This is a genomic window from Camelimonas abortus, from assembly GCF_042432745.1.
Taxonomy (GTDB): Bacteria; Pseudomonadota; Alphaproteobacteria; order Rhizobiales; family Beijerinckiaceae; genus Camelimonas; species Camelimonas abortus.
In genome coordinates, this window is record NZ_JBHLWR010000006.1 from 2,545,486 (window position 1) to 2,563,272 (window position 17,787).

The window sequence follows — 17,787 nt, forward strand, 5'->3', positions numbered from 1 at the left end:
AGGCCCCATGATGTCCGCCAGCTCCGCCGCCGCGCCCGTCTCCCGCCAGCAGATCCCGGCGCGGGACCGTCTCATTGTCGCGCTCGACGTTCCTGACGTCGCCGCCGCCCGCGCCATGACGCGGCGCCTTGGCGACGCCGTGACCTTCTACAAGATCGGGATGGAGCTGGCGTATGGCGGCGGCCTGCCGCTGGTGGGCGAGCTTGCGGCGGAAGGCAGGCAGGTGTTCGTCGACCTGAAGCTGCATGACATCTCCAACACGGTGGAGAAGGCCACGGCGCGCATCGCCGGCCTCGGCGGCCGCTTCCTCACCGTGCACGCCTATCCGCAGACCATGCGCGCGGCGGCGCGCGGCCGTGGCGACAGCCCGCTGCAGATCCTCGGCGTCACCGTCATGACCTCATATGACGACGCCGAGCTGCTGGAGGCGGGCTACGCCGCCGGCGTGCGCGACACCGTCGCCCTGCGCGCCCGCCAGGCGCGCGAGGCGGGCGTCGACGGCCTCGTTCTCTCCGCCGGAGAGACGGCGGAGATCCGCCCCATCGTCGGCGACGGCATGCTGCTGGTCACGCCCGGCATCCGCCCCGCCGGCGCCGACGTGGGCGACCAGAAGCGGGTGGTGACGCCCGGCCAGGCCATCCGCAACGGCGCCGACTATCTGGTGGTCGGCCGGCCGGTCACCGGGGCCGCGGACCCGCGCGCCGCCGCCGAGGCCATCGTGGCGGAAATCGCCGCGGCGCTGGAGGCGCGCTGACGGCGGCGTGACGCGGGGCCCCGCGGTCCCGCCGGACAGCTGATCACGGGGAAGGCGGCGGCGCGTCCGCCGCCCGCAGGAGGAGCTACCATGGCGAAGGCATACTGGATCGGTCGGGTCGACGTCACGGACCCGGAGGCGTACAAGGCCTATGTGGCGGCCAACGCCGAGGCGTTCGCGAAATACGGCGCCCGTTTTCTCGTGCGCGGCGGCGCCTGTGAGGTGATGGAGGGCTCCGCCCGCGCCCGCAACGTCGTCATCGAATTTCCCGACAGGAAGGCGGCCGAAGACTGCTGGAACTCCCCCGAGTACCAGCGCGCCAAGGCCCTGCGCGACGGCCACGCCATCGCCGACATGATCATCGTCGACGGTTACGAGGGGCCGCAGCCCGGCGAGGGCTGATCGCCTTCACCGCAGGAGGGGCGCCGCCAGCCGTGGAGCGGCGGCCGGATCTCAGGGATTCGCATCATGAGCGACATGAAGCTGGTAATCGCCGGCGCCGCCGGCCGCATGGGCCGCATGCTCATCGCCACCGTGCGCGAGACGCCCGGCGCGGCGCTGGCCGCCGCCGTTGACCGGCCGGGCTCGGAGGCCATCGGCGCCGACGCCGGCGTGCTTGCGGGCGTGGGGCCGCTCGGCGTCGCCGTCGGCGACGACGTGGCCGCCGCCCTGGACGGCGCCGACGCGGTGATCGACTTCACCGCCCCGGCCGCGACGGTCGCCACGGCGAAACTGGCGGCGGAGCGCGGCGTCGCACATGTCATCGGCACCACCGGCATGTCCGGCGAGCAGCTGGACGAGATCGCCGAAGCGGCGCGGCGCACCGTCATCGTGCGCTCCGGCAACATGAGCCTCGGCGTCAACCTGCTGGCGGCGCTGGTGCGCCAGGCCGCCGCCGCGCTGGGCGAAGACTTCGACATCGAGGTGCTGGAGATGCATCACCGCCACAAGGTGGACGCGCCTTCCGGCACGGCGCTTCTGCTGGGCGAGGCGGCCGCCCAGGGACGCGGGATCGCGCTGGGCGCGCGCTCGGTGCGGACGCGCGACGGTCACACCGGCCCGCGCCGGCCCGGCGACATCGGCTTCGCCACCCTGCGCGGCGGTTCGGTGGTGGGCGACCACAGCGTGATCTTCGCCGGCCCCCAGGAGCGCATCATCCTGTCCCACCACGCCGAGGACCGCGGCATTTTCTCGCGCGGGGCGGTGCGCGCCGCCCTGTGGACGCGGGGCCAGAAGCCGGGTCTTTACTCCATGGCCGACGTCCTGGGCGTGGGCTGACCCGTCGCGGATAAGATCGTAATGCCGGCGCCGGCCCCGGCGGCCGCGCCCAACTGGAGCAAGCAATGACCGAGCGCCTTCTTGTTCTCGCCCGTCACGGCCAGAGCGAATGGAACCTGAAGAACCTGTTCACCGGCTGGAAGGACCCGGACCTGACCGAACTCGGCGTTTCCGAAGCGAAGGCCGCCGGCGACCGTCTGAAGGCGAAAGGCCTTAAGTTTGACCGCTGCTTCACCTCCGGCCTCACCCGCGCCCAGCGCACCGCGGCGCTGGTTCTCGGCCAGCTCGGCCAGTCCGACATCCCCACCACCCGCGACATTGCCCTGAACGAGCGCGACTACGGCGAGCTCTCCGGCCTCAACAAGGATGACGCCCGCGCCCGCTGGGGCGAGGAGCAGGTGCACGTCTGGCGCCGCTCCTATGACGTGCCGCCGCCCGGCGGCGAGAGCCTGAAGGACACCGCCGCCCGCGTGCTGCCCTATTACATCCGCGAGATCCTGCCGGCGGTGATGCGCGGCGAGCGCGTGCTGGTGGCCGCGCACGGCAATTCGCTGCGCGCCCTCATCATGGTGCTGGACGGCCTCACCCCCGAGACCATCACCGGTCTTGAGCTGGCCACCGGCGTGCCGCTGGTCTACCGGCTCAACGCCGACACGACCGTGGCCTCGAAGGAAATCCTCTCCGCCTGAGCCGCCGCCTGCCGGCGCGGGGCTGCAAACGGCCAGGGCCATGCCTGGCATGGCCCTTTTCCATGCGCGCCGCCCTGGCGGCGCGCCGTCAGCTGCGCCGCGCGCCCACGAACCGGGCCGCCGCCCGCAGCACGTCCGCTTCGGCGCCGAAGGCGTCGAGCGCCGCCGTGGCCTCGTCGATCAGCCGGTCGCAGAAGGCGCGCGCTTCCGCGAGCCCCAGCAGCGACACCAGCGTGCCTTTGCCCTTCGCCGCGTCCTTGCCCGTACGCTTGCCGAGAGTGGCGGCGTCTGATTCGTGGTCGAGAATGTCGTCGGCGATCTGGAAGGCGGCGCCCACCGCCGCGCCATAGCGGGAAAGGCGCGCCGCGGTGGCGGCGTCCGCGCCGGCGACGACGCCGCCCGCCTCAACGGAGAAGCGCAGCAGCGCGCCGGTTTTCAGCGCCTGCAGGCGCAGCACGCCGTCCACGTCCAGCGAGGCCGCGCCCCAGCGCCCTTCGGCGCCCAGGTCCAGCATCTGGCCGCCGACCATGCCGGCCATGCCGCCGGCCCGGGCGAGGCCCAGCGTCAGCGCCGCCCGCGCCGCCGGCGACGGGTGCGCGCGTTCATCGGCCAGCACCTCGAAGGCCAGAGTCAGCAGCGCGTCGCCGGCCAGAATCGCCGTGGCCTCGTCGAAGGCCCTGTGCGCCGTGGGCTGGCCGCGGCGCAGGTCGTCGTCGTCCATGCACGGCAGGTCGTCGTGCACCAGCGAATAGCAGTGCAGCAGCTCGATGGCGGCCCCGGCCAGCCAGGCGCTCTCCGCCTGCGCGCCGCACAGGACGGCGGCCTCGATGGTCAGGAACGGGCGCAGCCGCTTGCCGCCGCCCAGCGCCGCATGGCGCATGGCCGCCAGCAGGCGCGGATGGGTCTGGCCGGCGCGTTCGGCGAGAATGTCCGCCAGCACGGTCTCCATGGTCGCGGCGCGTTCGGCGAGGCGTTGCGCGAAGGCGCTGTCGCGCCTGTCATTGGCGGTGGACATTCCCGTTTCTCCGTAACCGGCGCTGTCGCCTGGCAGGGCTTGCAGGAGGGACGGCGACCGGTCAAGTCCGGAGGGCGGCGGCCGGCGCTTTGGGCGAGACAACCGCCCCGGCCGGGCTTATGGTCATGGGGAACGGCCTCCGCGCGCCGCGGGGGCCGCAAGGGAGGCGGAGCGGCTTGTGGCTTCCGGCAGGAGGAAACCAGACGGGCGCACGGCGCGACCGCCCGCCGCAGCCGCTGCGGATGCTCCGGAGGCGGGCGTGAGCGCGCCGCGCCGGCGCCCTTTCGTGCGCCGCCTCGCCGGCGGCGTGTCGCTGGGGCTGGCCCTGCTCGCCGCCGTTCCGGTGGGGCTGGCGCTGCTGTACGCGGTGGTCCCGCCGCCTTCCACGCTGATGCTGGCGCGCTGGCTTTCCGGCCAGCCGGTGACGCGCGTCTGGACGCCGCTGGACCGCATCGCCCCTTCGCTGCAGCTGGCGGTGGTGGCCTCGGAAGATTCGCGCTTCTGCCAGCATCACGGCGTCGACTGGGTGGAAATGCGCGCCGCCTTCAGCGAGGTGGATGAGGATGGCCTGCCCACCCGCGGCGCCTCCACCATCACCATGCAGACCGTGAAAAACCTGATGCTGTGGCCGGGGCGCTCGCCGCTGCGCAAGGCGCTGGAGGTGCCGCTGGCGATGGTCGCCGACGCGGTCTGGTCCAAGCGGCGCACGCTGGAGCTGTATCTGAACGTGGCCGAATGGGGCGACGGCGTTTTCGGGGCGGAGGCGGCGGCGCAGCATTATTTCGGCAAGAGCGCCGCCAGACTCACCATGGCCGAGGCCGCCCGTCTGGCCGCGGTGCTGCCCAATCCGCACCGTTACGACGCCGCCCGCCCGTCGCGTTACGTGGCGGCGCGGGCCGGGCGCATCGCCGCCCGGGCGCGCCGGCAGGCGCTGCCGTGTCTGTGAGACATTCTGGCCGCCTTTCGGGGCTTGACGGCGGGGCGCAACCGCCGCAATTGAATCGCGCGTCGCGGGGCGCAGGGCTGGTCAAGGGCGCGCCGAGCCTGTATAAGCCCGCATTCCCCATGAAACGGGTTCTGATCGCGGCCGCTGTAGCGCCGCCGCTCGGGCCGACGTTACAGCAACGCTTCGAGAGACTGAAATGGCCGTTCCAAAACGCAAGACTTCGCCGATGAAGCGCGGTTTTCGCCGCTCCGCCGATGCCCTCGCCGCTCCGACCTACGTTGAGGACAAGGACTCTGGCGAGCTGCGCCGCCCGCACCACATCGACCTGAAGACCGGCATGTATCGCGGTCGCCAGGTCCTGAAGCCCCGCTCCGACGCCTGATCTGGCGGGCGTCGCCTGACGGTCCGCGGACCGGAGGGCGGGCAGTGATTTGCAGAACCCCGCGCCTTGCGTGCGCGGGGTTCTTTTGTTTCCGCCGGCCTCGCGCCCGCGCGGGCCCGGCCGCGGGGAGAGCGGATTGCGGGGACGGCCGCACGGTTTTTTCCGGATTTTACCGCCTGTTAGCAAACCGGCTCCCAACATGGGGACCAACTGATGACCGCCGGACGGCGCTGCGCCGTCTCCGGGGCGCGCCGTCGTGACGGGAGCGCGCCGCCGCGGTCATGCGCGGAAGCAGGCCATGCGCGGCATTTTTGGCAAACTGGGCGAAACCTTTCAGCTGCGGCGGAGCGGGCAGGCGGGCGTGGCGGCGCAGGAGCGCCCGGACGCCGTCGCAGGCGGCGCTGACGCCGCCGGCCCTGGCGCCGCGCCGTCGCAGGCGCGCTGGCCGGTCGCCCCGGGCGACGGGCGCGCGCCGGAAGCGCGCCAGGCGCTCGCCGCCTGTGACATGACCACCTGGACATGGGATCTGGCTACGGACAGGCTGTGCTGGGGGCCGGCCGCCCGCGCCGTGCTTGGCCGTCGCGGCCAGCTGGCGACGGGGGCCGAATGGGCCGCGACCGTCGCCGCCGGCTCCGGTCCGGACAGGGCGACCGCCATCGCCGCCGCCGCGGGCCCGGACGCCGGAGACGGCGTTCCGTTCCATTGCCGTTACGTGGCCAGCATCGCGCGCGGCCTGTGCGTGGTGGAGGAGCGCGGCCGCTGGCATGCGGGCGCCGATGGCCGCCCCGCCCGGGCGGAGGGCGTGTTGCGGCTTTCGCCGCTGGACGGGCGCGGCGCGGACGCCGGCGTGTTCGCCCGCCGTCTGGAGCCGGCGCGGGATGTCCTGCTGCGCACCCTCGCAGCCGTGCTGCATGAGCAGGCGCGCGGCCGGCGCGGCGTGTGCGTCGCGGCCTGCCTGCTGCTGCCCCGCCGGCCGGACGTCGCCGCGTCCGCTCTTGGCGTGATGGAGGCTGCGGCGAGGGCCATCACCCGCCGGCTGCGCCGCACGGACGTGGTGGCGCGGCTGGATTGCGGCCAGTTCGCCCTCCTGCTGAACGGCTGCGACGCGGACCAGGGACGCGACGCGGCCCTTGCGGTTTTGCGCCAGCTGGAGCGGGCCTGCCCGGCGTTCTCCGCCCATATTGGTCTTGTGGCCGCCAAGGCGGGTGAGGCGGATGCGCCGGCGCTGCTTGAGACCGCCGAGGCGGCGGCGCGTGAGGCGGCCGCCGCCGGCGAGCCGCTGGCGACGGCATCGCCGGCGGCGATGCGACGCCCCGGAGCGGTCGCCGCCGTTGCGCCGGACGTGGCGCGCCTGCTCAACGCCCGCGCCGTCGGGTTGCGCCGTCACGGCCTCGTGGAGCCGGGCGGCGCCGGCTTGCGGCTGGACGCGGCCACGCCGGTCGCGCCCTGCGCCGACGGCTGCAGCTTCATGGGCCGGGCGGTGCTCGCCGCCGCGGCGCGACGGGCGGGCCTCGCCGGCCTGCTGGACGCGCGCATGCTGGAGCTGGCGGTGCGCGAGCTGGACCGCGACCGCTCCGCGGCGCTGCTGCTGACGGTTTCCACCGGCTCGGTCGCCGGCGCGGAGTGGCGCGGCGCGCTGGCGGCGTGGCTGGCGGCGCATCCGGGTGTCGCGTCGCGCCTGACCATTGCGGTGGACGAGGAAGCGTTCGGCGATGGCGGGGAAACCGGGGAGGGGGCCGGCGGAGAGCGTCCCGAGCCGCGGGTGATCGCCCAGCATCTGGCGATGCTCAAGGCGCTTGGCGTGGGAATCGCCGTCAGCGGCTATGGCGCCGGCTGGCTGGGGCGGGACGATCTGGCCGCCATGGCGGTTGACCTTGTCTGTCTCGACGGCCGGCTGGCCCGGAGCGGCCTCGCCCTGGCGGGGCCGGACCGTTTCATTGTCCGCGCCCTGACGGAAGGCGTGCGCGAGACCGGCGTTCCCGTGCTGGCGCCCCTTTGCTGAGCCGGATGATTTTTCCGCGCGCGGCCGTGTGGCGGCGTGACGCGGGCGCGGCTGTGCGAAACGCCGGCGCCGTCGCGGCAGGGTCTTGATCGGCGCCGGCCCGTCGTGTAGGAACCGCGCAAACCACAGGTCTACGCCTCGTGTTTGCGGAGAGGTGGCAGAGTGGTTGAATGCACCGCACTCGAAATGCGGCATACGGGCAACCGTATCGGGGGTTCAAATCCCTCCCTCTCCGCCATTTCCCTTCCCGTCTCATGTTGATCAGGGTTGCCGGCGCGGCTGCGGTCGCGCGCGCGGCGCGGGCCCGTCCGCGCCTGCGCTCCGTCCGCGCCTGCGCTCCTGGCGCGGGAGCGCTTGCACTGGCTGTGTGACAGTGCGCGGGGCGCCGTCCGCATCTGGCGGCGCCGGCGCCGTCGTCCCGTACGGCGGCTTGGGCGCGGCTGCGGGCCAGGTGCGTCTCCATGCCGGCGCCAGTCCCGGGCCCGCCCGGCGTTTCGCCGGCCGTGTGGCGCGGACGCCCGTCGCGGCGACGGGCGGGATGACCTGACGCGACTGGTTGACTCTGTTTTCGTGTGAGAACAAAAAGAGAACATATGGCGGCCGGCAGGGCCAGCCGCCTGACGCCGGGAGGTTGTTCTTTCCATGCCGGCTTCCGCCGTCAGACCCGTCATTGAGGAGCTGCGCGCGCGCATCGCCCGCCTTGGGCGCCTGGCGGCGCGCACGCGGCGCGTGCTGCCCTTCGGCGTGCCGGAGATCGACCGCCGGCTGCCGGACGGCGGCCTGCCGCTGGGCGCGCTGCACGAGATCGCCGGCGGCGGCGACGGCGCCGTGGACGGGGCCGCCGCCGCCCTGTTCGCAGCCGGAATCGCCGCCCGGGCCGGCGGCAGGACGCTGTGGTGCGTGACCCGTCGCGACCTGTTCGCGCCGGGCCTCGCCCAGGCCGGCCTGCATCCGGACCGGCTCATAATGGTGGAGGCGGGCGACGAAAAATCCCTGCTCGCCTGCCTGGAGGAGGGGCTGCGTCACCGTGGGCCCGCCTGCGTGGTGGGGGAGGTTTCGCGCCTGTCGATGACGGCGTCGCGCCGTCTGCAGCTGGCGGCGGAGGAGGGCGGGGTCACCTGCCTCGTCATCCGCCGCTGGCGCCGCCCGTCGGAGGCCGCCGGTTTCGGCGAGCCCACGGCCAGCGTCACCCGCTGGCGGGTCACGGCCCTGCCTTCGGCGCCCCTGCCGGTTCCCGGGCTCGGCCGCGCCCGCTGGCTGCTGGAGCTGGCGCGCTGCCGCGCCGGCGACAGCGCCGCATTTGAAGTGGAGGCCTGTGATGCAGAGGGTCGTATCGCTCTTTCTGCCCCGCTGGCCGACGGACCGTCTGCGCAGACAGGCTGGCGCCGCGGCGCCGTCGCCTGAAACGCCGCTGCTGTTCGCCGGCCGCGAGGGCGCCAGACGCGTCGTCGTCGCCGTGAACGCGGCCGCGGAGGCGCTCGGCCTGCGCCCCGGCATGCCGGTGGCGCAGGCGCAGGCGCTGGTTCCCGGCCTCGCCGTCATGGCGGCTGATCCGCGCGCCGACGCCGCGGCGCTGGAGCGGCTGGCCATCTGGGCCCAGCGGCGCTTTTCTCCTGTCGTCGCGCCCGATCCGCCGGACGGCCTGGTCATGGACGTCACCGGGACGGATCACCTGCATGGCGGCGAGGCGGCCATGCTGGCGGCGCTCACCCGCCGTCTCGCCGCAGCCGGCTTCAGCGCCCGGGCCGCCGTGGCCGACACGCCGGGCGCCGCCCACGCCGCCGCCCGCTATCTGGCGCGCGACATGCTGGTGGTTCCCCCCGGCGCGGCGGAGGCCCTGCTGCGGCCGCTGCCGGTCGCCGCCCTGCGCCTGCCGCCGGACGTGGCCGACGGCCTGCGCCAGCTGGGGCTGGAGCGCGTCCAGGACCTGCTGGAGCGGCCGCGCGCCGCGCTGCTGCTGCGTTTCGGCCCGGAGCCGGGCCGCCGGCTCGACCAGGCGCTCGGCCGCGCGCCGGAGCCTGTCGAGCCGGTGCGCCCCCCCCGAGGTGGTGACGGCGCGGCGCAGCTTTGCGGAGCCCGTCAGCGCTCCGCAGACCATCGCCCGCCATGTGGAGCGGCTGGCTGTGGCCCTGTGCGAACGGCTGGCGGCGCGGGAGCTGGGCGCGCGCCACGTGGACCTGCTGGCGCATCGCGTCGACGGCGCCCGCCAGACGCTGCGCGTCGGCCTCGCCCGGCCGGACCGCGACGCCGCCCGTCTGTTCCGCCTGCTGCAGCTGAAGCTGGAACGCATCGATCCCGGTTTTGGCGTTGAGACCATGGAGCTGGCCGCCTCCTGGGTTGAGCCGCTGCCGGCGCGGCAGATGGCGGCGCCGCTCGCCGGCGAGGCGCAGGAAGACATCGCCGGCCTGATCGACGCCCTGGCGAGCCGCGTCGGCGAGGACCGCGTGCGCCGCTTCCGGCCGCGCCAGAGCGACGTTCCGGAGCGCTCCCTCGCCGCCACGCCGCCGCTGGCGCCGGAGACCGGCGCGACCTGGGAGGGCGACTGGCCCCGCCCGCCGCGGCTGCTGCCGCGGCCGGAGCCGGTGGAGACCATGGCGCTGCTGCCGGACCATCCGCCGGTCTGGTTCTCCTGGCGCGGCGTGCGCCGGCGGGTGCGCCGCGCCGACGGGCCGGAGCGCATCCGCGGCGAATGGTGGGCGCGCGAGGCGGAGATGACCGCGGTGCGGGACTATTTCCGCGTGGAGGATGAAAACGGCCGGCGTTACTGGCTGTTTCGCTGCGGCGACGGCGAGCGGCCGGAAAGCGGCGACCAGCGCTGGTTCCTGCACGGGATTTTCGCATGAGCGCCCGCTACGCCGAACTGCAGGTCACCACCCATTTCTCCTTCCTGCGCGGGGCCAGCAGCTGCGAGGAGCTGTTCGCCGCCGCCGCGCGGATGGGCATTGAGGCGCTCGGCGTCACCGACCGCAACACGCTCGCCGGCATGGTGCGCGCCCATGAGGCGGCGAAGGCCGCGGGCGTGCGGCTGGTCGTGGGCTGCCGGCTCGATCTCGACGACGGCTCCGCCGTGCTGGTCTATCCCCAGGACCGCGCCGCCTACGGGCGGCTGTGCCGCCTGCTCACCCTGGGCAAGCGCCGCGCCGGCAAGGGCAAATGCCTGCTGTCCTGGGAGGATCTCGACGCCAGCGCCGCAGGCTTCGTCGCCACGCTCGTTCCGGACCGGCCGGACGAAACCTGCGCGCTGCGGCTGGGCCGTCTGCGCGACATTTTCGGCGAGCGGGCGCATCTGGCCCTGACGCTGCGCCGCCGGCCCAATGACCAGCTGCGCCTGTGGCGGCTGTCGCAGCTCGCCGCGGCGGCGCAGGTGGCCACGGTGGTCACCAATGACGTGCTGTTCCACGCGCCGGAACGGCAGATGCTGCAGGACGTCATCACCGCCATCCGCCACAACGTCACGGTTGAGGAGCTGGGCCACCGCCGCGAGCGCTTCGCCGACCGCCATCTCAAGCCGCCGGAGGAGATGCGCCGGCTGTTCGCCCGTTATCCGGAGGCGCTGGAGCGCACGCTGGCCATCGCCGCCCGCTGCCGCTTCTCGCCCGACGAGCTGGCCTACCAGTATCCGGACGAACGCCCCTGGCCGGAACTGACGCCACAGCAGGCGCTGGAGAAGCTGGTGTGGCGCGGCGTGCGCCGTCGCTACCCCGGGGGCGCGCCGCAGAAGGTGCTGGACGACCTGCGCCACGAGCTCGACCTGATCGCCCGTCTTGGTTACGCGCCCTATTTCCTCACCGTGGACAGCATCGTGCGCTATGCGCGCTCGCGCGGCATCCTCTGCCAGGGGCGCGGCTCGGCGGCCAATTCCGCCGTCTGCTACGTGCTGGGCATCACCGCCATCGATCCGGCCCGCAACGACCTGCTGTTCGAGCGCTTTATCAGCGAGGAGCGGCGCGAGCCGCCCGACATCGACGTGGATTTCGAGCACGATCGGCGCGAGGAGGTGATCCGGTGGGTATACGACGCCTATGGCCGCGATCACGCCGCGCTGTGCGCCACGGTGATCCGCTATCGCGCCAGGGGGGCGTTGCGCGACGTCGGCAAGGCCATGGGCCTGCCGGAGGACGTGATCCGGACGCTCTCCCGCCAGGGCTGGGGCTGGTCGGAGAAGATCGGCGTCGCCCACGCCGAAAGCGCCGGCCTCAACCTGGCCGACCGCCGGCTGCGGCTGACGCTGGACCTGGCGGCGCAGCTGGCCGGGGCGCCGCGCCACCTCAGCCAGCATCCCGGCGGCTTCGTGCTGACCCGCGACCGGCTGGACGAACTGGTTCCGGTGGAGCCGGCCGCCATGGCCGGCCGCCAGGTGATCGAGTGGGACAAGGACGACATCGACGCCCTGCGTTTCATGAAGGTGGACGTGCTGGCGCTGGGCATGCTCTCCTGCCTGCGCCGGGCGTTCGACCTGCTGGCGGCGCACCGGGGGCTCCGCCTCGACCTGGCCTCCATTCCGGCGGAAGACCAGCGCACCTACGCCATGATCCGCCGGGCGGATACGGTCGGCGTGTTCCAGATCGAGAGCCGGGCGCAGATGGCCATGCTGCCGCGCCTGCAGCCGCGCACCTTCTACGATCTCGTCATACAGGTGGCGATCGTGCGCCCCGGCCCCATCCAGGGCGACATGGTGCATCCTTACCTGCGCCGCCGGGCGGGGCTGGAGAAAGTGGACTATCCGCGGCCAGAACTGCGCAAGGTGCTGCACAAGACCCTGGGCGTGCCGCTGTTCCAGGAACAGGCCATGCGCGTGGCGATTGAATGCGCCGGCTTCACGCCGGGAGAAGCGGACCAGCTGCGCCGCGCCATGGCCACGTTCAGACATGCCGGCGACGTGTCGAAATTCGCCGGCCGCCTCATCGGCGGCATGGTGGCCAACGGCTATGACCGCGATTTCGCCGTGCGCACCTTCCGCCAGCTGGAAGGCTTCGGCAGCTATGGCTTTCCGGAGAGTCACGCCGCCAGCTTCGCCCTGCTGGCCTATGCGTCGTCGTGGGTGAAATGCTGGCATCCGGACGTGTTCTGCGCGGCGCTGCTCAACGCCCAGCCCATGGGATTTTACGCGCCGGCGCAGATCGTGCGCGACGCGCAGCGTCATGGGGTGGAGGTGCGGCCGGTGTGCGTCAACGCCAGCCGCTGGGACTGCACGCTGGAGCCGGCGACGGGGGGCGGCGGGCGCCTTGCGGTGCGCCTTGGCCTGCGCATGGTGAAGGGGCTGGCCAATGGCGACGCGGCGCGGCTCGTCGCCTGCCGGGCGGAGACGCCCTATGCGTCGGTGGAGGATCTGCGCCGGCGCGCCGGTCTGGGGCCGGAGGCGCTGAAGCGCCTGGCCGGGGCGGACGCGTTCCGGCCGTCGCTGGGGCTGGCCCGGCGCGAGGCGCTGTGGGCGATCCGGGCGCTGCGCGAGGCGCCGCTGCCGCTGTTCGCGGCGGCCGGGCTGGAGGAGAGCGCGCTTGCTGCCGGCGATGCGCCGCCCATGCCCGCCGGGGCGGAGGTTGTGGCCGATTATGGCCATGTGGGGCTGACGCTGCGCCAGCATCCGGTCGCGTTCTTGCGCGCGGATTTGGGCCGGCGCGGGGTCCTCTCCTGCGCTGCGGCGACTTCGGCCCGCGACGGGCGGCTGGTGCGGACGGCGGGTCTGGTGCTGGTGCGACAGCGGCCAGGTTCGGCGAATGGCGTGATGTTCATCACCCTTGAGGACGAAACCGGCGTGGCGAACATCATCGTATGGCCGAAGGTGTTCGCGCGGTTTCGCCGCGCGGTGCTGGGAACGACCCTGGTGGAGGCGCGCGGCCGGCTGCAGCGGGAAGGCGAGGTGACGCACATCATCGCCCGGGAAATCATCGACCTCTCGGCCAGCCTGGCGATGCTGCCGCTGCGCGACGCGGACGCTCCCGCCGCCGCCGCATCGCCTGATGCGCCGGGCGCCGGCCCGGCGGCCTTTGCGCCGCCGGCCATTCATTCGCAATCGCGGGATTTCCGGTGAGCCCGCCTGTCCGGAAGCGCGCGTCGGGCCTTCCCCGGATGACGTTACGACGTGAATCGCGCTTTCTGGCGCGCCGGCCAGGACCGGAGACAGGGCGCGACCATCACCGCCGCCGGACGAAGGTCACGTCCGGCTAGGCTCCAGCACGACTGCGAAGGCCCCCGCACAGTGTCGGTCTCTTGGGACGGGGCGCGGTCATCGATACGGACCCGGATGCACAAAGGAAATATCCTGCCGGCGAGCCTGGATTGGAACATTTTTCAGACTTCACAACGCGTGCAGGGGACGTCGTCGTCTTGGAAGCCGATGGTTCGTGTCGTTATCGCGTGAGGATCGGGAGGCGCGGTCATGCGCGGGCAGGGGGGGAGGTGACCTGACCGGCGCCGGTTTTGACGCCGTTTACGAACGGCGCGCGCGTCGCCGCTGGCGGTCCTCAACGCGGACGGCGGAGCGCGTCGCAGGCCCGGGAGCGGCCTGGGTCATTCGGTGGGGCGCGCCGCCCGCCGCGTAACCGCGGGGGCCGGGAACGGCGTCCTGAACATTTTGGATGGTATTGCAGAAAGCGGTTGTGGATCCCGGCGCGGTCTGTATATGCAGATCAAGTTATTCGAAAATAATAAGACCTGATGAGGTGGGCATGCAGGCAAGAGCCGGGATCCGGAAGCTGCGCGCTGTTCGTTGAAGGAGGAGGCCGTCTTCCGGCTTTTCCTTGTGCGCTTCGCCGGTTTTCCCGCAGCTATTCGGAGCGCCGGCTGCGCCGGACCGGTTCTGCCTGCAGGGCGCCCTGGTGATCCGCTCCTGCGCGACGGCGCCGGCCGGCCCTGGCCGGGACCGTTTCCCGCCGGCGCGCCGGCGGTTTTCCAGCGAATTTCTCCCGCGAATGTCCAGGCGGCCGTTCTGGCTGTCGCCACAACCAGGGACCGTTCCGGTTTTCCTGGCGGGCCTTGCTATTGCGCTGCCCGGGCGCGCCTGTTCCCTGGAAATGCAGGAGAAATTCTTTGTCAAACGCAGCGGCATGTAAAGACTGACATGAAGAGGTTTCGTAGCGAGAGCCCTCTCCGTTTCGGGGGGAGGGGCTGGTGAAGGTCGGCTATGCCCGCCTCGCCAGCGCCGGGGCGCTGCCTGTCGCCGCCCAGGTCGCCGCGCTTGAGGCGGAGGGGTGCGTCCGCGTGGTCACCGATGCGGAGACTCCCGACGCGGGCCGGGCCCGCCCTGGCCTTGCGGCTGCGCTGAACGCGCTCGGTCCCGGCGACGTGCTGGTCGTCTGCAGCTTCGACTGTCTGGGCCGGTCGCTGATCGACCTGCTGGCGATCATCCAGCGGATCGGCGACCGCGGAGCCGGGTTTCGCGCGATCGTGGAGGATGTTGACACGACCCGGCCGGGAGGCGCGTGCGTGCTCCATTTCGCCGGCGCCCTCGCCGGCTTCGAGCGGCGCATGATCGTCGGACGCGTCAACGCCGGCGTCCTTGCGGCGAAACGGCAGGGGAAACATTTTGGCCGGCCCCGGAAACTGACGGACGAACAGATCCGGCAGGCGCGCGAGGCCCTGTCGCGCGGCGGGGCGTCCGTCGGCTCGGTGGCGTCCTTCCTCGGGGTGAGCAGGTCGACGCTATGGCGCGCCCTGAACGGCGGCCCGGCGCAGCCCGACGCAGGCGACGCCGGCGACGGCGCGGACGTCTGACCAGGCGCGGGGCCGCCATTCCCGTCCGGACGGCCGCGCTGGCCCCGCGCGCCTGCACGCCCTTGCCGTCGCGGCGGCCGCCCCGCCAGACGCCGCCCGCCGGCGCCGCAGCGTTCGTCCACGCTCCTCCTGCGGCCGCCCCCCCCTCAATGACGCCTTTTCTCCTGACGGCCGCCCGCGAGGGCGGCGCCGTCCGTTTTCCGGGGCGCGTCTCAATTTGCCGCGATTTTGAGCATTTGCCGTAAATTGAAGCCGCAATTCATCAGATCCGCGAAATAAATACATAATTGTCCGGTTTGGGGCGCCCTGATTTCCATGATAGCGTCAAAGTTGACGCATTCTCGCCATAATTCGGGCAACGGCGCACGACAGGAGGCGGTTCATGCATTTCACCCCCCGCGAGATCGACAAGCTGCTGATCTACACGCTCGCGCAGGTCGCCCAGAAGCGGAAGGACAGGGGACTCAGGCTCAACCATCCCGAGACGGTCGCGCTGGTCAGCGTCGCGGCTCTCGAGGCCGCCCGTGAAGGCAAGACCGTCGAAGAAGTCATGGAGATCGCAGGCAAGGCCATCACCCGCGACGACGTCATGGACGGCGTGGCGGAGATGATTCCCTACGTGCAGGTGGAGGCGGTTTTCACCGACGGCAGCCGTCTGGTCACGGTGCACAACCCCATCAGGTAAGGCGGGAGTGGCGCGAAAATGGCTGATGACCTGAAAAATGTTCCGGTCGGCGGTCTGGTGCTCGCCGCCGGCGAGATCGAGATCAACGCCGGCTATCCGGTGACCACGCTCAAGGTGCGCAATACGGGCGACCGCCCCATCCAGGTCGGCTCCCACTACCATTTCTTCGAGGTCAATTCCGCGCTCGAATTTGACCGCGAGAAGGCGTTCGGCAAGCGCCTCGACATTCCCGCCAGCACCGCGCTGCGCTTTGAGCCGGGCGACGAGATGGAAGTCTCACTGGTGCCTTATCAGGGCAAGCGGCGCGTGCTTGGCTTCAACAATCTGGTCGACGGCTGGGTGGGCGACGAACGGCGCAACGGCTCCCGTCCGCGTCTGGCCGAAAGCATGGAGCGGGTCCGCCGCTTCGGTTTCCGCCACAGGGCCTGATCACTGGCGCCGGGCCGCCGGTCGCCGGCCGTGTGTCTGTGACGCGCGCAGTTTCCGCATCCGGTTTGCGCGCCAGGCAGTACTGGAGTTCTGGCATGGCAAAGATTTCGCGGCGCCAGTACGCGGACCTGTATGGTCCGACGACTGGCGACAGAATTCGCCTCGGCGACACCAACCTGTTCATCGAAATCGAGAAAGATCTTCGCGTCTATGGCGAGGAGGCCGTATACGGCGGCGGCAAGACGCTGCGCGACGGCATGGGTTTCGACAGCGAGCTGACCAGCGCCGCCGGCGCGCCAGATCTTGTCATCACCAACGTCACCATCGTTGACGGCGTGCTGGGCGTCATCAAGGCGGACGTCGGCGTCAAGAACGGCCTGATCTGCGGCATCGGCAAGGCCGGCAATCCCTCCACCATGCCTGGCGTCACCCCCGGGCTGGCCATCGGCGCGGGGACCGACGCCATCTCCGGCGAGCATCTCATCCTCACCGCCGGCGGCATCGACGCGCACGTACATTTCATCTCGCCGCAGCAGGCCGAGGCGGCGCTGAGCAATGGCGTCACCACGCTGTTCGGCGGCGGCGTCGGCCCCACTGACGGCGCCAACGGCACCACCATCACTTCCGGAACGTGGAACATCGAAATGATGCTCCGCGCCTTCGACGCCTGGCCGGTGAACGCCGGCGTGCTCGGCAAGGGCAACTGCTCGGCGCGCGCGCCCGTCGTAGAGCAGATCCGCGCCGGCGCCATCGGTCTCAAGATCCACGAGGACTGGGGCAGCACCCCGGGCGTCATCCGCTCCGCGCTCTCCGTCGCCGACGAAATGGACGTGCAGGTCTGCATCCACACCGACACGCTCAATGAGTCCGGCTTCGTGGAGAACACCATCGCCGCCTTCGAGGGGCGCACCATCCATACCTACCACACGGAAGGCGCCGGCGGCGGTCACGCGCCGGACATCATCCGCGTCGCCGGTCTCGCCAACGTCATTCCCAGCTCGACCAACCCCACCCTGCCATACGGCGTCAACTCCCAGGCCGAGCTGTTTGACATGACGATGATCTGCCACAACCTCAGCCCGAAGATCCCCACGGACGTGGCCTTCGCCGAGAGCCGCGTGCGCGCGGAGACCATCGCCGCCGAAAACGTGCTGCACGATCTCGGCGCCATCTCCATTCTCTCCAGCGACAGCCAGGCCATGGGCCGCGCCGGCGAGAACTGGCTGCGCGCCATCCAGACCGCGCACCTGATGAAGGAGCGCCGCGGCGCCTATCCGGGCGACGTGTCCGGCAATGACAACGAGCGCGTGCTGCGCTTCGTCTCCAAGGTCACCATCAATCCGGCCATCGCCCAGGGCGTCAGTCACGTCATCGGCTCGGTGGAAGTGGGCAAGATGGCGGACCTGGTGCTGTGGCGGCCGGAATTCTTCGGCGTCAAGCCGAAGATGGTCATCAAGGGCGGCATGATCGCCTGGTCGGTGATGGGCGATCCCAACGCCTCGCTGCCGACGCCCCAGCCGGTGATCTACCGGCCCATGTTCGGCGCCATGGCCCCGGCGCTGGCCAGGACCCGCGTCACCTTCACCTCGCTCGCGGCCTGTGAGGACGGCGTCGCCGACCGCTACGGGCTGCAGTCGCTGGTCATGCCGGTCCGCGGCACGCGCACCATCACCAAGGAGTCGATGGTGCGCAACCACGCCATGCCGGCCATCGAGGTCAACCCCGAGACCTTCGCCGTCACCGTCGACGGCGAGCATGCGACCATCGAGCCGGCGACGACCCTGCCGCTGAACCAGCTGTATTTCTTCAGCTGACGCGACCGGACCGCTTTCGTCGCGCTGCCGGAGGAAAACGGCGCCTCCCCACGGCATCCGCCGCGCTGCGTCGCCGCAGG

Annotated in this window: 14 protein-coding genes, 1 tRNA gene and 1 pseudogene; 15 read left to right on the plus strand and 1 reads right to left on the minus strand. The window is 71.9% G+C overall.

The annotated features are described in order from the left end of the window. Positions 1-10 precede the first annotated feature (10 nt). The 4 genes from pyrF to ACFFJB_RS13345 all read left to right on the plus strand — a co-directional run bounded on the left by pyrF (position 11) and on the right by ACFFJB_RS13345 (position 2,721). The gene (pyrF, locus tag ACFFJB_RS13330; protein WP_376832706.1) at positions 11-754 is read left to right on the plus strand and encodes an orotidine-5'-phosphate decarboxylase; all 744 of its coding nucleotides are present in this window, start codon (positions 11-13) and stop codon (positions 752-754) included. A 90-nt stretch (positions 755-844) separates the two neighbouring features. Then, positions 845-1,156, plus strand: a complete 312-nt coding sequence (locus ACFFJB_RS13335) for a DUF1330 domain-containing protein (protein ID WP_376831984.1) — start codon at positions 845-847, stop codon at positions 1,154-1,156. 75 nt (positions 1,157-1,231) lie between these two features. Then, positions 1,232-2,032, plus strand: coding sequence for a 4-hydroxy-tetrahydrodipicolinate reductase (gene dapB / locus ACFFJB_RS13340; protein WP_376832708.1), 801 nt, complete (start codon positions 1,232-1,234; stop codon positions 2,030-2,032). Positions 2,033-2,097: 65 nt separating this feature from the next. After that, the gene (locus ACFFJB_RS13345; RefSeq protein ID WP_376831986.1) at positions 2,098-2,721 is read left to right on the plus strand and encodes a 2,3-bisphosphoglycerate-dependent phosphoglycerate mutase; all 624 of its coding nucleotides are present in this window, start codon (positions 2,098-2,100) and stop codon (positions 2,719-2,721) included. Between the two features lie 88 nt (positions 2,722-2,809). Here ACFFJB_RS13345 and ACFFJB_RS13350 read toward each other — a convergent pair whose 3' ends face one another. Continuing rightward, positions 2,810-3,736 carry a polyprenyl synthetase family protein gene (locus ACFFJB_RS13350; protein WP_376831988.1) on the minus strand — a complete coding sequence of 309 codons (927 nt, stop codon included), beginning with the start codon at positions 3,734-3,736 and terminating at the stop codon, positions 2,810-2,812. Positions 3,737-3,995: 259 nt separating this feature from the next. Here ACFFJB_RS13350 and mtgA point away from each other — a divergent pair, with 259 nt between their 5' ends. From mtgA to ACFFJB_RS13405, 11 genes and pseudogenes are all read left to right on the plus strand, one after another. Beyond that, complete coding sequence (mtgA, locus tag ACFFJB_RS13355) at positions 3,996-4,682, plus strand: monofunctional biosynthetic peptidoglycan transglycosylase (RefSeq protein WP_376831989.1); 687 nt, start codon at positions 3,996-3,998, stop codon at positions 4,680-4,682. A gap of 196 nt (positions 4,683-4,878) precedes the next feature. Next, a complete protein-coding gene (gene rpmF, locus ACFFJB_RS13360; protein WP_376831993.1) occupies positions 4,879-5,064 on the plus strand; it encodes a 50S ribosomal protein L32 in 186 nt (61 codons plus the stop codon). 298 nt (positions 5,065-5,362) lie between these two features. After that, entirely contained in the window at positions 5,363-7,066 is a 1,704-nt protein-coding gene (locus ACFFJB_RS13365) for an EAL domain-containing protein (protein WP_376831996.1), read from the plus strand. A gap of 148 nt (positions 7,067-7,214) precedes the next feature. Continuing rightward, a tRNA-Ser gene (locus ACFFJB_RS13370) sits at positions 7,215-7,304 on the plus strand. A 404-nt stretch (positions 7,305-7,708) separates the two neighbouring features. Then, the gene (locus tag ACFFJB_RS13375) at positions 7,709-8,470 is read left to right on the plus strand and encodes an ImuA family protein (protein ID WP_376831998.1); all 762 of its coding nucleotides are present in this window, start codon (positions 7,709-7,711) and stop codon (positions 8,468-8,470) included. After that, positions 8,385-9,909: pseudogene (locus tag ACFFJB_RS13380) on the plus strand (Y-family DNA polymerase). The gene ACFFJB_RS13375 and the pseudogene ACFFJB_RS13380 overlap by 86 nt, the downstream one beginning before the upstream one ends. Next, positions 9,906-13,097: an error-prone DNA polymerase gene (locus ACFFJB_RS13385; protein WP_376832001.1), complete on the plus strand. Its 3,192-nt coding sequence runs from the start codon at positions 9,906-9,908 to the stop codon at positions 13,095-13,097. The pseudogene ACFFJB_RS13380 and the gene ACFFJB_RS13385 overlap by 4 nt, the downstream one beginning before the upstream one ends. Before the next feature lie 1,079 nt (positions 13,098-14,176). After that, a complete protein-coding gene (locus ACFFJB_RS13390; RefSeq protein WP_376832003.1) occupies positions 14,177-14,779 on the plus strand; it encodes a recombinase family protein in 603 nt (200 codons plus the stop codon). Between the two features lie 382 nt (positions 14,780-15,161). Then, a complete protein-coding gene (locus tag ACFFJB_RS13395; protein WP_376832005.1) occupies positions 15,162-15,464 on the plus strand; it encodes an urease subunit gamma in 303 nt (100 codons plus the stop codon). A gap of 18 nt (positions 15,465-15,482) precedes the next feature. Continuing rightward, entirely contained in the window at positions 15,483-15,893 is a 411-nt protein-coding gene (locus ACFFJB_RS13400; protein ID WP_376832007.1) for an urease subunit beta, read from the plus strand. Between the two features lie 95 nt (positions 15,894-15,988). After that, entirely contained in the window at positions 15,989-17,707 is a 1,719-nt protein-coding gene (locus tag ACFFJB_RS13405) for an urease subunit alpha (protein ID WP_376832009.1), read from the plus strand. The last annotated feature ends 80 nt before the right edge of the window (positions 17,708-17,787 follow it).

Coding starts and splice junctions, on each gene's coding strand:
- pyrF (WP_376832706.1), top strand. CDS start 11: ATGTCCGCCAGCTCCGCCGCCGCGCCCGTCTCCCGCCAGCAGATCCCG.
- ACFFJB_RS13335 (WP_376831984.1), top strand. CDS start 845: ATGGCGAAGGCATACTGGATCGGTCGGGTCGACGTCACGGACCCGGAG.
- dapB (WP_376832708.1), top strand. CDS start 1,232: ATGAAGCTGGTAATCGCCGGCGCCGCCGGCCGCATGGGCCGCATGCTC.
- ACFFJB_RS13345 (WP_376831986.1), top strand. CDS start 2,098: ATGACCGAGCGCCTTCTTGTTCTCGCCCGTCACGGCCAGAGCGAATGG.
- ACFFJB_RS13350 (WP_376831988.1), bottom strand. CDS start 3,736: ATGTCCACCGCCAATGACAGGCGCGACAGCGCCTTCGCGCAACGCCTC.
- rpmF (WP_376831993.1), top strand. CDS start 4,879: ATGGCCGTTCCAAAACGCAAGACTTCGCCGATGAAGCGCGGTTTTCGC.
- ACFFJB_RS13365 (WP_376831996.1), top strand. CDS start 5,363: ATGCGCGGCATTTTTGGCAAACTGGGCGAAACCTTTCAGCTGCGGCGG.
- ACFFJB_RS13375 (WP_376831998.1), top strand. CDS start 7,709: ATGCCGGCTTCCGCCGTCAGACCCGTCATTGAGGAGCTGCGCGCGCGC.
- ACFFJB_RS13385 (WP_376832001.1), top strand. CDS start 9,906: ATGAGCGCCCGCTACGCCGAACTGCAGGTCACCACCCATTTCTCCTTC.
- ACFFJB_RS13395 (WP_376832005.1), top strand. CDS start 15,162: ATGCATTTCACCCCCCGCGAGATCGACAAGCTGCTGATCTACACGCTC.
- ACFFJB_RS13400 (WP_376832007.1), top strand. CDS start 15,483: ATGGCTGATGACCTGAAAAATGTTCCGGTCGGCGGTCTGGTGCTCGCC.
- ACFFJB_RS13405 (WP_376832009.1), top strand. CDS start 15,989: ATGGCAAAGATTTCGCGGCGCCAGTACGCGGACCTGTATGGTCCGACG.